The 15,627-nt window shown below is 62.4% G+C and carries 11 protein-coding genes and 1 pseudogene; 3 read left to right on the forward strand and 9 right to left on the reverse strand.

What is annotated here, in order from left to right:
* Positions 1-638 (reverse strand): UDP-glucose/GDP-mannose dehydrogenase family protein (locus GXY33_06705; GenBank protein NLX04816.1); only part of this gene is annotated, 638 nt, incomplete at its 3' end.
* 162 nt (positions 639-800) lie between these two features.
* On the reverse strand, positions 801-1,907 hold the full coding sequence (locus tag GXY33_06710; GenBank protein NLX04817.1) for a DegT/DnrJ/EryC1/StrS family aminotransferase: 1,107 nt from the start codon (positions 1,905-1,907) through the stop codon (positions 801-803).
* Between the two features lie 185 nt (positions 1,908-2,092).
* Here GXY33_06710 and wecB point away from each other — a divergent pair, with 185 nt between their 5' ends.
* Positions 2,093-3,190: a UDP-N-acetylglucosamine 2-epimerase (non-hydrolyzing) gene (gene wecB, locus GXY33_06715; GenBank protein NLX04818.1), complete on the forward strand. Its 1,098-nt coding sequence runs from the start codon at positions 2,093-2,095 to the stop codon at positions 3,188-3,190.
* Positions 3,191-3,226: 36 nt separating this feature from the next.
* The gene (locus GXY33_06720) at positions 3,227-4,189 is read left to right on the forward strand and encodes an NAD-dependent epimerase/dehydratase family protein (protein ID NLX04819.1); all 963 of its coding nucleotides are present in this window, start codon (positions 3,227-3,229) and stop codon (positions 4,187-4,189) included.
* 100 nt (positions 4,190-4,289) lie between these two features.
* Here the strand turns inward: GXY33_06720 and GXY33_06725 are convergent, their stop codons facing one another.
* The 6 genes and pseudogenes from GXY33_06725 to GXY33_06750 all read right to left on the reverse strand — a co-directional run bounded on the left by GXY33_06725 (position 4,290) and on the right by GXY33_06750 (position 11,503).
* Positions 4,290-5,237, reverse strand: coding sequence for a prepilin-type N-terminal cleavage/methylation domain-containing protein (locus tag GXY33_06725; GenBank protein ID NLX04820.1), 948 nt, complete (start codon positions 5,235-5,237; stop codon positions 4,290-4,292).
* Positions 5,238-6,059: 822 nt separating this feature from the next.
* Positions 6,060-6,203: pseudogene (locus GXY33_06730) on the reverse strand (prepilin-type N-terminal cleavage/methylation domain-containing protein).
* A 61-nt stretch (positions 6,204-6,264) separates the two neighbouring features.
* Positions 6,265-7,173 (reverse strand): prepilin-type N-terminal cleavage/methylation domain-containing protein, encoded by a 909-nt coding sequence (locus GXY33_06735; GenBank protein NLX04821.1) that lies wholly within the window; start codon positions 7,171-7,173, stop codon positions 6,265-6,267.
* 42 nt (positions 7,174-7,215) lie between these two features.
* The gene (locus GXY33_06740; protein ID NLX04822.1) at positions 7,216-8,247 is read right to left on the reverse strand and encodes a DUF1559 domain-containing protein; all 1,032 of its coding nucleotides are present in this window, start codon (positions 8,245-8,247) and stop codon (positions 7,216-7,218) included.
* Between the two features lie 494 nt (positions 8,248-8,741).
* Entirely contained in the window at positions 8,742-10,112 is a 1,371-nt protein-coding gene (locus tag GXY33_06745; protein NLX04823.1) for an ABC transporter permease subunit, read from the reverse strand.
* Entirely contained in the window at positions 10,109-11,503 is a 1,395-nt protein-coding gene (locus GXY33_06750; GenBank protein NLX04824.1) for a sugar ABC transporter substrate-binding protein, read from the reverse strand. The genes GXY33_06745 and GXY33_06750 overlap by 4 nt, the downstream gene beginning before the upstream one ends.
* A 228-nt stretch (positions 11,504-11,731) precedes the next feature.
* Here GXY33_06750 and wbaP point away from each other — a divergent pair, with 228 nt between their 5' ends.
* Entirely contained in the window at positions 11,732-13,141 is a 1,410-nt protein-coding gene (gene wbaP, locus GXY33_06755; GenBank protein NLX04825.1) for an undecaprenyl-phosphate galactose phosphotransferase WbaP, read from the forward strand.
* A gap of 21 nt (positions 13,142-13,162) precedes the next feature.
* Here wbaP and GXY33_06760 read toward each other — a convergent pair whose 3' ends face one another.
* Positions 13,163-15,301 (reverse strand): hypothetical protein, encoded by a 2,139-nt coding sequence (locus GXY33_06760; protein NLX04826.1) that lies wholly within the window; start codon positions 15,299-15,301, stop codon positions 13,163-13,165.
* Positions 15,302-15,627 lie beyond the last annotated feature (326 nt).

The raw sequence follows: 15,627 nt of genomic DNA on the forward strand, positions 1-15,627 counted from the left end.
GCCAGCATGGCGTTCGAAACGTACTTGATCAACTCGCTGGTCTGCAAATCCGTGACAATAAAGGGGTTATTCGTCCGCAGGAAGGGCAGGTACAACTCGCGCAACACCTCGCCCGTCTCCGGCCGATCGACCCCCACAACCACCCGGTCCGGCCGGTTGAAATCGTCGATAGCCAGCCCTTCCCGTAAAAATTCCGGATTATTGGCAATCTGGAAACTCTGGCTGGTCTTTGCCCCAATCCGCTCGGCCACCTTCGCCGACGTCCCCACCGGCACCGTGCTCTTGACCACCACGATACAGGCATGATCCAACGCCTCAGCGATGCCATCAGCCACCGCCCACACCGCCGACAGGTCCGCCGAACCATCCGGATTCGGCGGCGTCCCAACCGCGATAAAGATCAACTCGCTCCGCCGGACCGCCGCCGCCAGGTCGGTCACAAATTCCAGCCGCCCCGCCTCCAGGTTGTGGACCACCAGATCGTCCAGCCCCAGCTCATACAGCGGCAACTTGCCCCGCCGAAGCATCTCAACCCGCCCACCATCCTTGTCCACGCACACCACGTGATTGCCCGTCTCAGCCAGACACGCCCCGGTCACCAGGCCCACATAACCGCAGCCGACCACCGTAATCTTCATCCGCTACTCCTGCCGTACGGACCACCTCAATTGTATCCCCCATCGCCACAGGCGCTTACCCCTCCCCTACTGAAAGATTATCGGCCCTTCCCCTTGCGACGATCAGCCCAACTTGGTCCCATGACGCCGAATCCGCCCTCCCTTCACACCACCCAGATGCGTTCAGCCCGCAGCCGCCTCAAGGACCGCCTCCACCACCCGGTCCTGCATCGCCGAGGTCAGCTCGGGGTAGATCGGCAGCGACATCACCTCACGCGCCGCCCGCTCGGACTCCGGGAAGTCACCTTCCTTATGGCCCAGATACTCGAAACACCGCTGAAGGTGCAGCGGTACCGGATAGTAGATCTCACAGCCGATCTTCCGCTCCCGCAGGTGAGCCACCACCTGGTCGCGATTGGCCACCCGAATCGTATAGTAGTTACAAACGCTTACCCGATCAGGCTTTACCGGCGTCGTGGTCACCGCCGTACCGGCAAACCGCTCGTCGTAATACGCCGCCTTCACCCGCCGGGCCTCCGACCACGCCTCCAGATGCGGCAGCTTGATCAGCAACGCCGCCGCCTGGATCGCATCCAGCCGGAAATTCCCGCCCACATAGTGATGAAAGTACTTGGGCTCCATGCCGTGATTCCGCATGATCGTCAGCCGCTGATGCAACGCCTCATCGTTGGTCACCACCATGCCCGCATCGCCAACGCTGCCAAGATTCTTGCTCGGAAAGAAGCTCAGACACCCCACCGTGCCAATGCTGCCCGCCTTCTTCCCTCTATAAGTAGCAATGATAGATTGTGCGGCATCCTCAATCACCGCCAGTTTATAGCGCCCCCCAATCGCCATCAGCGGGTCCATGTCGACCATCTGCCCGAACAGGTGCACGGGGATGATCGCCCTGGTCGCCGACGTAACCGCCGCCTCGATCTTCGTCACGTTGATATTGAACGTCTCCGGCTCGATGTCCACAAACACCGGCCTGGCCCCGACACGGGCGACCCCGCCAGCCGTCGCGAAGAACGTAAACGGCGTCGTGATCACCTCATCGCCCGGTCCGACCTCCAGGCTCATCAGGCTGCTCAACAGGGCATCGGTCCCGCTGGAGACTCCGACCGCGAAACGGCAATCGCACATGGCGGCCACCGCCTTCTCCAACTCAGCCACCTTCGGCCCGCCGATGCAGATCTGCGACTCCAGCACCTCGCAAATCGCCGGAATCATCCCGTCCTTGAGTGTCTGATACTGAGCCTTCAGGTCCAGAAGCGGAATCGGGTCCATGAAACGTCCTTTCCTCGACCGCTAAGCCGAACCGTCCTTATACCCACCACGCCGCACAGCCGTCAACTCCCGACCGATAAGCAGGCTTTACTTTCCGCACTCGCACGGATAAATTCAGGGCTTTGCCGCGCCCGCCCAACCGCGTCGCGCGGCCCGTAGCGACCCTGTACCAGGCGAGGATTGCGATGCCCATAAAAATCATCAATGTCTGCGGCGCCCGGCCGAACTTCATGAAGATCGCCCCCCTGATGGCGGCCTTCAACGACTCGCCCAGGATCGAGCCGATCCTCCTCCACACCGGCCAGCACTACGATGAAAAGATGAGCGAGCTGTTCTTCCGTCAGCTCGGAATCCCCGAACCGGACATCAACCTCGAAGTCGGCTCAGGCTCCCACGCCGCCCAGACCGCCCGCATCATGGAACGCTTCGAACCGGTCGTCATCGAGCACAAGCCGGACTACGTCCTGGTCGTCGGCGACGTTAACTCCACCATCGCCTGCGCCCTGGTGGCCACCAAGCTCGGCGTCAAGGTCATCCACGTCGAAGCCGGACTCCGCAGCTTCGACCGCACCATGCCCGAAGAGATCAACCGCGTCCTGACCGACGCCATCAGCGACCTCCTCTTCGTCAGCGAGCCCTCCGGCGTCGAAAACCTACGCCACGAAGGCGTCGCCGAGCCCAAAATCCACCTGGTCGGCAACGTGATGATCGACACCCTCATGCGCCACCGGCAACGCGCCGACGAATCCGACATCCTCGACCGCCTCAACCTCCAGAAACGACAGTATGTCTTCCTGACCCTCCACCGGCCCTCCAACGTGGACGACCCAGCCAAACTCCGCGACCTCCTCGATGCCCTCGGACAGATCTCGACCGAACTGCCCCTGATCTTCGCCATCCACCCGCGGACGCGAAAAAACGTCGCCTCCTTCGGCCTCCAGGACCGCCTCGAGGCCCATCCCGACATCCGCCTCCAGGAACCCTTCGGCTACCTCGAATGCCTCAAGCTCATGAACGACGCCGCCGCCGTCATCACCGACTCGGGCGGCATGCAGGAAGAGACGACCATCCTCGGCGTGCCCTGCCTGACCCTCCGCGAAAACACCGAGCGGCCCGCCACCATCACCGACGGCACCAATCGCCTCGTCGTTCCCGGCAAACAAACCATCCTTGCGGCGTGGCGGCAGCTTAACGATAGCCCGCCTCCCGCGGACCGCAAACCGAAACTCTGGGACGGCAACGCGGCCGCGAGAATTACCAAGGTCATCGAAAATCACACATAGTCGACCGCCTTTGGGCGATCGAGAGGAGCGAGACACATGAATGCCCTGATCACCGGCGGAGCCGGATTCATCGGATCCCATCTGGCCGAGAAACTCCTGAACCGCGGCTACAAGGTCACCGCCATCGACGACCTGTCCACCGGCTCGATGGTTAACATCAAGCACCTGCTCGAACGGCCCGACTTCGACTTCGTCATGGACACCGTCCGCAACGAGCAGATCATGCACCTGCTGATCGAAAAGGCCGACGTGGTCTACCACCTCGCCGCCGCCGTCGGCGTCCGCCTGATCGTCGAGCAACCCGTCCGGACCATCGAAACCAACATCCACGGCTCGGAAATGGCCCTCGGCATCGCCAACAAGTTCCGCCGCCCCATCTTCATCGCCAGCACCAGCGAGGTCTACGGCAAGAGCGACAACATCCCCTTCCGCGAGGACGACGACACCGTCCTCGGCTCCACCCGCTTCAGCCGCTGGGCCTACGCCTGCAGCAAGGCCATCGATGAGTTCCTCGGCCTCGCCTACTACTACCAGTTCCGCCTGCCCGTGGTCATCGGCCGGTTCTTTAACACCGTCGGACCGCGACAGACCGGCCAGTACGGCATGGTCGTCCCGCGATTCGTCGAGCGGGCCCTCCGCAACGAGCCCATCGAAATCCACGGCGACGGCAAGCAGACCCGCTGCTTCTGCCATGTCGACGACGTCACCGACGCGGTGGTCAAGCTCATGGAAACCCCCGACGCCGCCGGACAGGTCTACAACATCGGCAGCGACCAGGAAATCTCCATCGAGGACCTCGCCGACCGGATCATCGAAATGGCCGGCTCGTCATCGACCAAGAAGTTCATCACCTACCAGGAGGCGTTCGGCCGTCCGTTCGACGACATGCTCCGACGCGTCCCCTGCCTCGAAAAGGTCCGCCGCAAAATCGGCTACGCCCCGCGCCACGACCTGCAATCCATCATCGACAGCGTGATCGCGTCGATGAAGCAAGCCTGATCCGCACGCCATCGAAAAGGCGCCAAAGAAAAGGAAAAGGGCCCGCGCCCCTATGAGCGCCGGGCCCTGTTCTTTTTCCTGTTGTCGACTTGCTCGTTGGCTACGGCGTAGCGTTCCAGGTTTCCATGATATCATGCTGCACCGGCAATAGAACCGTGTCGAAATACCCGTCCGACGGCCGGGCGGCCAGGACTCCATGATAGGTCTCCGGCGACCCCTGGGACGCCGTCGGAGTGCCTGACGGAGCCGTACCGGTACTGCCCTTGTCCACCCAGTACGAGGTATAGATGTTATCCTTGTTCAGCCCTACGTGCCGGTCCTTTTCGAACGTCGCGCTGGCGTCAACCCGCAGAACATTCTGGCCCTCGCCATCGTGGTTGGTGCTGTTGGCCAAGGTCTTGTCTGCACCCTCAGGGCTGTCGCCGTTATTCTCATCGCCACCGATCACGAATCCCGGCTTGGCCACGTCGCTCCACCGGTTGCCCGGGTCCCACGGATTGTGGAACGAATACGTGATCATCGGACCGACTTGAGGATCCGTGTAGAAATCGGAAAAAAACGTCGGGTCGCGGCGACCCCCGTCATCGAACGGATCCTCGCGCCCCGCCTTGGTTGTCACCGACGGACACAGAAACAGCTTCGGGTCGATCGGATTGTACGCCATCCGGCACAGCAGCCAGAGATTGGCCGACATGGGCTTGAGAAACGTCTGCCCAGCGGGTGGGCTAAAGGGATCTTCCGCACTTTCATCCACGAGATTCCTATACCGAGCTGTCTCCGGAGTGATGTTGGTCCCGACTATCATCGCAGTCGGCCGTTGGACGTGCGGAAACTTCTCCCGGTTCGACTGGGCGTACTGGATGCACGTCTGCCCGACCTGGCGCAGATTGCTCGCGCACATGCTGCGCCGCGCGGACTCTCGGGCTCGCGACATCACCGGCATCAGCATGCCCACCAGCATTGCGATGATCGCCACCACCACCAGCAACTCGATCAGCGTAAAAGCGTTCCTTTTTCTCACGGCTATTTCCTCCTGTGTGTTCTGCATGACATATCCGTTGCCACGGCGCTACGGCTGGGCGGCAATCGGGTCTATGGCCCAACTGGACAGCTTGCCGTCTTCGACCGGGACCAGCACCGTATCAGCCAACGTAGCGTTCGAACTGCCCGGTTTCAGAGGCCGGACATCCAGATAACCGCCGTAGGCATCACCTGTGCCCCCAGCAAGCTTCGATGTGTAGATATTATCGTTGCTGACTCCGGCGTACGGGTTGTCCTTGCCTTCCACGTGCCCGTCGCCAAAGACAATGTTCTGCATCTCCCTGGTATGGTTCGTACTGTTCACGCTGTCTCGCAGGGTGGCGGCGTCCGGGTAGCCGCCGTCCGTCGAGGCGTACGGGTAGACGTTGTTGTTCGCATCGGCCCCGATCACGAACCGTGGGTCGGCGTCCACCGCCCACTGCTCGCCGCTGGTCCGCCCCCGGCCAAACGGCGTCCACGGCTGAATGAACGAGTACGACATGCACGCGGGCGAACCCGTCCAGACGAAGTCGAGGAAGCACCCGGCGCCGGAACTGACCTTGTCCTTATCGGTCACCACCACGCCCGCGCCGGCCTGCGATGAACTCGGGCAGACGAACAACCCCGGCTGCGTGTAGTCCTGCCGGCAGAGCAGCCAGAGGTTCTGCGAGACGCTCCGGCCGTCGGTGTTCTCGTCAATTGCCAGATTAAACGGGCTCTCATGCCCGTCCTGTGTATCGCCTGGGGCTACATCATCGCCCAGAATCTTCAGCTCTCCGGCCGTATCGAACACCACCGTCGGAAAGACCCCGCCATTGACGTTGGCGTACAGGATCATCGACTTGAACGTCTGGCTGAGGTTGTTCTTGCACGCGGACCGCTTGGCCGCCTCTCTCGCCTTCGACAGCGCCGGAAGCAGGATGGCGATCAGCAACGCGATGATCGCGATCACCACCAGCAACTCGATCAACGTAAAGCCTGTTTTCCGTCTCATCGGACTTCCTCCATATCTGTGTGCATCGTATGCATCGTCTCCTGATATTTCACCCGTCACGCTACTGCGTCAGGTCTTCCCAGGTCAAGTAGACCTCCTGCATCACCGGCAACAACACCGTATCCTCCGCCTTGCCCGGAGTAACGTCCAGCCGCCCGGGTGCCGCCATCGGGTTGTCATAAGATGTGCCGTCAGTCTTGCGCAGCGACGTGTACACGTTGTCGCCTTCGATCCCGCCGTGGGCGCTCCCGCTCCAGGCCACACTGGCGTCGGTCTTCAGGAGGTTCATGCCCTCAGCACTGGAGCCTCCGTGGTTTCGGCTCCGTGCCGTCGCCTGGTCCGCACTACCAGCCACCACGACGTTCGGCCCGTTGTTCTCGTCGCCTCCGATCACAAAACCGGACCGCAAGCCCCCAATACCGCTCGACGCCCAGCTCGCGAACGGATTATGGAAGGAATAGGAAATCATCGGGCCCGCACCGCTGTCGAAGTCGCACGCAAAGTCGCTGAAGCTCTTTGGCGAACCGCCCGCGTCGTTGCCGATCTGCGTCCGTCCGGAGGAGGGGCACAGGTAAATCGCCGGCGTGGTCAGGCCCAAAGAGTTCAGCCGCCACATGCACGCCGACATGATCGGAAACCGAGTGCTCGGATAAGTGCTCGCCTTGTAGGGATCGGCGATCAGCCGCCAGACACTATCGGCCGGGGTGTCGTGATCCGTACCCTGGAATTCCTGTGTCAAGTCCGCCGGTATCGCCGGGAACTTCCCACCAGTCTGCGATGTCTCGCCGTAGGTAGCGGTGGCCAGGCCAATCTGACGGAGGTTCGACCCGCACACGCTGCGCCGGGCAAGCTCCCTCGCCCTCGCCAGCGCCGGCAGCAACAGCGCGATCAACAACGCGATGATCGCCACCACGACCAGAAGCTCGATCAACGTAAATCCTCGTCTCGATTTCACGATGGTATCCTCCATATCAACCACTTCGGCTTGTTAAAAGCGCCTCTCGCAGCAATCCTAATCCTCGCCCCGCAGATTCACCTGGACCGTCCACTCCGCGCCGCTCGCGGTCAGGATATTGTTGTCCGAGGGAAGCAGCACGCAATCGTAGTACGTCCCGTCCCGGTTGTTCACGTTCCGCACCCCGCCGAAATCCTGCGGTGCGGTATCGGGACCGGCGCCGCTGACGCCCGTGCCCGTTACGTCCCACAGCGACGTGTAGACGTTGTCGCCGTTGACCCCCACGTACGGGCTCATCTCCCACTCGACGTGGCCGTCGCCGTACTGGATGTTCTGACCTTCGCCGGCGTGATTCCTCGAGTTGACCGTGCCATTGAGCTGCTCGTAGGTCGGCAACTCAGCTCCGTTGCGGACCGTCGGGTCCGACCCGTTGTTCTGATCGCCGCCGATCACCATCCGCATGTCCGCCTCCGGCGACCAGGCGCCCCGGAAGCTCGCCTCACGCCACGGGTTGATGTACGAGTACGAAATCCGGCCCGTCACCGGCCCGGTGCGATAGGCGCCGAACGGAAACGCGGTGAAGTACTCCGGACCCGTCACGGCGTCAGGGTCATCCTCGTCGCCGTCGACCATGTTCGCCCTCTGCCCTCCACCCTGATCGCTCGGGCAGGCAAACAAGTCTGGTTCGGCGAACTGGCCCCTGACCAGCAGCCAGAGGCTCGACGTCCAGGACCGGCTGTCCGTCCCGAGAAAGAAGCCAGCCGACGACGAGACCGGATCCACCGCAAGGTCTAGCTGGTTAAGCAGATTGCCGCTCGGGTTGCCTCCGGCGGCCGTCAGCGAGTTTTCGGTGGCAATGCTGAACCCATCGTCATCGCCGGGCTGGATTCGCGAATACAACCCGCGGTTGTCCCCGGCGTATTCGTGCAACGCGGTGTGAATCTGCTTGAGATTCGATCCGCACTGGGAACGCCGGGCCAGTTCCCTCGCCTTGGCCAGTGACGGCAACAGCATCGCCACCAGCAGCGCGATGATCGCCACCACCACCAGAAGCTCGATCAGCGTGAATGCTTTCTGTCTGGCTCTCATTGAAAAGCTCCTTCTACAATGACGTATGCGATTAATTCCGCAGCGTTACCGACTATGTCTCATGGCTGGCGCACTGCGAGCGTCCGGCGCACGCATGGCGTTCGGCAAGTACCATCGTTGTGTGCGAGACGCCTGGTTTCCAACCGATTGACACCGTCGACCATCCATTCCTGGATGTTCGGCCGTGGACTCGGCCCTCTGGGGTCTCTCGTCAGGCGGGTGATCGTTGAGTGGTCCCTGTCCCGGAATGATAGAAAATGAGAGCGGAGATAATGCAGGAATAAATGAACGATAACGCAGCTCTTGTAAGGACACGCTCCCAACCGACCACCTGTTACCAAAGAGCCATAAACATGTCCCGGCTACACTCATGATACGCTGACCGGCAACCCTGTCAAGGCTTTTTACAGACTTTTTGAGTTTTGTGTTTACATGATAAACTTTCTCGCCAACCGGCCGGCAACAGGCCCGATCGCCATCGGAACCAATTGATTCTATGCCCGCTCGTCCAGAACCGAGCGGCCGTGCCGCCACGCCAGCAGAGTCATCCCGAAAACCACCGCGAACATCAGCCACGAGATCGCCGACGCCATCCCCAACCGAAACTCCTGAAACCCGGTCAGATAGATGTAATACCCCAGCGTCACCGTCGTGCCCGCCGGTCCGCCCCCCGTCATCACCCGCGCCTGCTCGAAACCGCCCTGAAACCCAGCCGCCAGCGAAATCACCAGCACCAGAAACGTCGTCGGGGCCAAGGCCGGCCACGTCACGTGCCGGAAAGTCGGCCACCGCCCCGCCCCGTCGACCGCGGCGGCGTCGTACAACTCCTCGGGCACCTGGCCCAGACCGGCCAGGTACAACAGCATGTTCGTCCCCCCCACCGCCATCCATATCCCCATGAACACCAACGCATCCCGCGCGCCCAACCCGAAAAACCGCTGGTCCAACGCGATCCGCTCGGGACTCAACCCCCACAAATTCTCCACGCTCAAAAGCCATCCCGGCAACTCCACCCGCCCCGCAGCCGGCAGCAACCACAACGCCGCCGCCAACAGGCCTGCGGCCATGACCGCGGCAAGCGTGAGCAGGATGGACCTCAAAAGCACCCATACTGACATTCCTTCGCTTTCGCTGATCGCCCGCCGCCAGATCCGGACTATCGCCCAGAGCATGGCGACCGCAATCAGCCCTTCCATAGACAAAGACACCACCGCCGGCAATGAACGTGCAGTCCGGACAGAAATTCCGATAAAATTCCTCAGGATTCCGTTAATCAAGCCGAAATCCGGGTTGTAGAGGTTCTTCCACAGGATGAACATCGCCACCCCAGCCGTCACGTGCGGAAGATAAAACATCGTCCGGAAGAACACAGCCCCCGCCCACGCCCCAAGGCCCGCCACCAAAGCCACCACCGCCACCCAGAACGCTGTGTCCGCCAAGCCCATCCAAGCCAGAAGCCAGGCCACGACCGCCCCCACCGCCAGACACACCAGACCCATCCAAAATCGGCCGGCGCGACCCCAGCCGATCCGGATCGGCCGATGGATCAGCAGCGCCAACGCCAGCGACCCGGCGATGCTCACCGGCAATCCCATCATCAGATAAAGCGTATTCAGGAAGTATTTCCAGAACTGCAGGGACTCTTCGCCCCAGAGCAACGATCGGAAATTGTCCAACCCCACGAAGGCGAACGGCTCGCGATAGGTCAGATCCCAGTTCGTAAACGCCATGACCAGCGAAAAGAGCACCGGGATCAGCACGAAGGCGAGAAAGCCGAACAGGCTTGGAGCCAAAAACGCAACCGCGGCGGCTGTGTCCTCCCGCAACATCCTGCGGCGACCGGATTTGGCTGTGGCCATCTTCATCGACCCTCGTCCCGGCGATAGGGCCGCCACTGGGGATCTTCGGGATCAAACTCGCGCCCGGTGATCTGCTGATAGCGCCGCCGATACACCTCGTAATCCCGCAGATTCGCGTAGATCATACGATTTACCTGGGCCGCAGCCGCGACGAACGCCTCCTCGGGCGTCTTGACGCCGCTGTGCATCAGGTCGATCTGCTCATGCACCGGTTCGAGGGCCGAAAGCGGATTGACCAGCGGGGAGACTTCCGGTACCTGTCCGCGGGCAACCGCTTCGGCGAAGACGGCGTTGAAACCCTCTTCCGGACGCTGCGGGTCGACCAGGAACTCGGGCCGCTCGGCGAACTCGGGGCGCGGAGGCAGCGAATCGCCCGACTCCAAAACAGCCAGACTGTACGGCTCGGAGGCCAGGAATCGCAGCAACTTAACGGCTTCGTCGCGATGGCGGCTGTACCGGTTAATCGCGCAGGTTCGAGCCCAGATGACGCTGACTTTCCGCCGGCGATGCGGGAGGTGAACCACGCCGATCTTGCCGCGCAGCTCCGGATAGTCTCGAAACGCCGCCATCGCCCATCGCCCAGCCCGCACCATGGCCAGCCGCTCGGTGCCGAAGAGGCTCAGGAAGTTGGCCCGTTCGCCCCCGGCCCCGCTGATCATCGCCTCGTCATCCGGGGTTGGCAGAATGTGGTGCGTGTGACTCAAATCGTAGTAAAAACGGATCGCCTCCAGGGCCTCCGGCGAGTCGAGGCTGCACAGCGTACCATCGCGGCTGTACATTGTTCCACCGGCTTGGAGTACGAGCTCGTACCAGTGGATGCCCATCACGCCGAGGCACTCGTAGCCGCGGCCGTCGGACGACCGGCGGGTCAGGCGGCGGCCGGTGTCCACAAACTCTTCCCACGTCCACTCTTTCGGCGGATACGGCACGCCGTAGCGGTCGAAAATGGCCTTGTTATAAAAGATAACGTCGGCGTTGACCGCTGCGGGAAAGCTGTACTGCCGGCCGTTGATCCGCATCGCATCGACCACACTCACCCAGGTCGCCTCCGGCCCAAACCCTTCTTCCGCGGCGATATCCGTTAAGTCCAGGGCAATGTCCGCTTCGACAAACCCGTACAGCACGTACCGTCCGGCCACATCAAACACGTCGGGGCCGACGCCGGCCAGTGACTGGACGATGATTTTCTCCATGTAGAGGTTGCCCGGATCGGTGGTCAGTGAGACCCCGGGATGCAAACGGTTAAAGATCGCCACCTGATCGCAGCGGGCGGGACTCCCGTCGGTCACCCAGACCAGGCGGGTCCGGCCATCGAGGCGATCAGCGGGCTTGAGCCGCCAGGCCACAAATGAGCCGGCCAGCAGGATGACCAGTATGAGCAGGAAAATTCTTCGCATACGGGTGCAACTGTTGCACAATTTCTGTACGTTTTGCCGCCGACTGGTATCGTATCGGCGGCGGCGTGCGTTTTCAAATTTTCAAATGCCGTGGCCGCGCGGCGCTGTTGACGCCGTTTGGGGGTGGACTATAATCGGGCTGATGGCGTCCAAGCCGTTCCTGAGGCCGAGCGATAACGAAACTGGTGACGGATGTTTCTTAAGTTTCTTCAATATTTTGCGCTCATTTTGATCGACCTGACGGCCTTTTACCTGGCACTGCTGCTGGCGATTCTGGTTCGGGCGGAGTTTCTGGTCCGGATCGTCATGGGGCAACCCGAGGCGAACACGTGGATCTACTGGCACCACCTGGACTTCTGGTGGCTTGCCGTGGCCTTCATCGCGGCCATTCAGTACGAAGGGCTTTACGCCAAGCGGGTTCCGTATTGGGAAGAGGCGAGGCTGCTGCTGAAGGCGGCGCTGCTGGCGTTTTTGATTATTCTGGCGGTGATCAGCCTGGGCAAGATGAGTTCGACGGTATCGCGGCTGCTGCTGACCATCACGTGGTTGTTTTCGATGGTCACGTTCCCGGCGATTCGGTTTTACGGCAAGAAGCTGCTGCATCGGATCGGGCTGTGGAACGAGCGGGTGCTGATTCTGGGGGCTGGGGACGCGGGGCTCGAGACGCTTCGGGGGCTTGAGCGTGAGAACAACCTGGGCTATCAGGTGGTGGGATTTCTCGATGACGATCCGGAGAAGGCGGGCCAGTTGATCCGGACCGACTACGGCGACTACAAGGTTTTCGGGCCGATCCGGCATTTCCGCAAGTTCGTCTCGATGGTGAACGTCTCGACGATCATCGTGGCGATTCCGACCGCGGCGTCGTCCCGGATCGCCCAGATCGCCAGCGAGGTGCAGCGGAGCGTGCGGAACGTGCTGATCGTGCCGGACCTCAAGGGGGTGGCGCTGCTGAACACGGAGTTGCGGTCGCTGTTCATGGAGCAGCTCTTTTTGCTGAACATCCGCAACAATCTCAAGTCGCTTTCCGCCCGCGTGGTCAAGCGAACGTTCGACCTGATCGTCTCCGGGATCGCGCTGGCGGTGCTTTCGCCGATTTATCTGGCGACGACCATCGCGGTGCGGATGACGTCTGCGGGCGGGGCATTCTTCATGCAGTACCGTCCCGGCAAGAACGGGAAGGTCATCCGGATTTATAAATTTCGGACGATGTACACCGACGGCGACCGGCGGCTGGCTGAGCACCTGGAAAAGGACCCGGCGGCGGCGGCGGAGTGGAAGGAGTTCCGAAAGCTCAAGCGCCACGATCCGCGACTGACGCCGATCGGCGGGTTTCTGCGCAAATGGTCGCTGGACGAGCTGCCGCAGATTTACAGCGTGTTCAAGGGCGAGATGAGCATGGTCGGCCCGCGGCCGTACATGGTCAGCGAGATCAAGGACTTCGAGGACGTCTCGGAGATCATCTTCATGGCCAAGCCGGGCATCTGCGGGCTCTGGCAGTCGAGCGGGCGGAACAACCTGTCGTTCGATCAGCGGGTCAAGCTCGAGTCGTGGTACGTGCTGAACTGGTCCCTGTGGCTGGACATCATCCTGATGGCCAAGACGTGCGTGGCGGTCTGCCGAGCGGAAGGGGCGTACTGAGGCTGATCCGCCGCGGCGTCGTCAGTTCCCGTACCGGCGGACGTTGGAGATCCGGATTTCGCCGATCTGGCCGAAGAAATTGCCCCAGCCCAGCCAGTTGAAGTGGCCGCCGTAGCGGGCGTATCCGTTCAGTCGCGAGGCGACGCTGAACTGGGCGTCGTGTTGCCGGGTGTTGACCGGGCGGCGGCCCTGCGGGTCGGCCAGCCGCCAGATCAGCATGCCGTCCAGGAATAACTGGTGCTCGTTTTCGGCGAAGGCGTATTGCCAGGCGACGTGGTGCCACTGCGTGTCGCGGATGCCCAGGTACCGCCGGTCTTTGATGTGCCCGCCGGGAATCCGCTCCAGGACGGTCCCTTCCGGGCGTTTCCACGGGTGGAGGTCCATCCAGGTCTGATCGCCGCTGGCGTCGACGAAGTGGGCGCCCGGGGCCATCGCCCCATCGCTCGAACCGTCGTAGGCCAGGTACAGTTCCCAGACGCCTCGCCGGGTGTTGTCAAAGGTGCCGCAGATGTGCCCGAAGTCGAACGGCTGGCCGTAGCGGTTGATCGGCCCGCCGCGGCGGACCCACGCTTCGACCGTCCACTGGCGGCCGCAGGTCCGCAGGTCCAGCTTTTCGCTGTGCTGAGGACCGACAAAACCCCACTCGCCACCGCCCTCGCAGACGGGGTAGCGGCCCCATCCGGGCCGCGGGTAGCGGATGTCGCCGAACATGTTGGTCCAGGTCAGGGTCAGTGACTCATCACCCATCACGTCGCGGAAGAACTTGCCGCTGGGGCCCTGCCAGTCGTACAGGACGACGGTGTGCTCATCCGGCTCGATACGGCGAAGCGCAGCCGAAACCGTCCGCAGCGTCAGGGTTTTGCTTACCGTCTGTCCGCGGGCGTCCAGGGCCAGAACCTCCAGGTCGACCAGGCTCTCCGCCGCAGGGCTTCCGCTGATCATGCCGGTTCGCGGGTCGAACGAAAAGCCGCTGGGAAGCGGTTCGCCCTTCAAGCTCCACCGCACCGGCTCGACCAGGAAACGGGACTCGAACTGATGCCGGTAGTCCAAGCCCACAAAGGCCAGCGGCAGGCCGGCGTCACGGATTTCACCACGGCGGACGTGCAGAGAGAATTCGTGCTCGTCGGCATGGCCGGCGGCATCAACGGCCCGGATACGCACCGGCGTCGGATCGGCCAGTTCGGACGGAACGCCTCGGACGGTTCCATCGCCGGTATCGAGCGCGACCCCTTTGGGCAGGCTGCCGTGCGCGATTTGCCAGGCGACCGGCTGGGTCGGGCCATCCGCCAGCAAGCGAACTGAGTAATCGCCATTGAGGACGGCTTCGGGCAGGCGGCGTCGCACGATGGTCAGCCGGTCGGCGACCGGATAGCGCATGACGCTCGATATTCGCAGCTCGTCGATCTCGCCCTGGAAGTTGCCGTAGCCCAGGTAGAACGGCGGGTCCTGCGAGTGCAGGAAGCCGCCCACGAGGAACGGGATGCAGGTTCCTCGCAGCTCATTGACGACCTCGCGCCCTCCCGGCCGCTGGAGCTTCCAGATCAGCCGTCCGTCAAGAAAAAGGAAGTGCTGCTGATCGGCGTAGCGGAACTGCCAAGCCACGTGATGCCACTGCTGGTCGGCGATGGCGTCGAGCGTCTCGCCTCGATAGCCGTCGGCGGCGCGGCTGACCCGGGCGGCGGTCTGGACCGAGCCGCCGGGACGATAGAACGGCCCGATGAATCGCCCCCACGGCCGAAGCCCCTCGCCGTGTTCGGCGGTCAGCAGGGCGAAGGTCCAGCCGCCGCGAACTCCCTCCGGCAGGCTCAGGCCTTCCTCGTCCGTGGCGCAAATGCTCGCGTAGGTGTTCCCTTCGTCCTGGCCCGGCGTCCCGGTGTACCGCACCCAGGCCTCGATCGTCCACTGGTCCGGGCAGAGTCGCAAATGCAGCTTGTCGTTGCCCACCGGGCCGACCAAGACGTTAGCGTCATCGGTCCGGCGGGCAAAGCGCGCGGTGGCGCCAAAGCCCGGGCGCTGACCCCAGAGGGCGTGCCTGGCCCGCAACGTCAGGGCCGGGTCGCCGCAGGCGTCGTGTGCTTCGTTGCCCGCGCCTTCGTCGAAATGATAGAGCGCGACGGTGTGCTCATCCGGCGTGAAAGGGCTTTGCCGGTCGTTGTTCATGTCAGGACTCGCTCGGAGCTCGGAATATTTGGCCGATACTTCTGTATGCAAGATGCCAAGCCGGCGCCAAGCCTTCTTGACGTGACGCTTCGGCCATCGGCGGACCACTCCTTGCTTCAGAGGGGCGGTCAGCCCCATGGCGCAACGTCTACCTTTTGAGCGTATCAGGAGCACTATTGTCCAGTCAAATGTCCTGCCATTTTCAGCCGTCCCCAGGTGATTGCCCTATCCGTGGAGTGGCGCAGCCCTGTGTTATTGTCGAATTGCCGCACACAGCAGGGGTCAGATCGCCAATCGTTTGTTAAAATTAAACACTCAAATGCCGA

The organism is Phycisphaerae bacterium (genome assembly GCA_012729815.1).
GTDB lineage: Bacteria > Planctomycetota > Phycisphaerae > JAAYCJ01 > JAAYCJ01 > JAAYCJ01.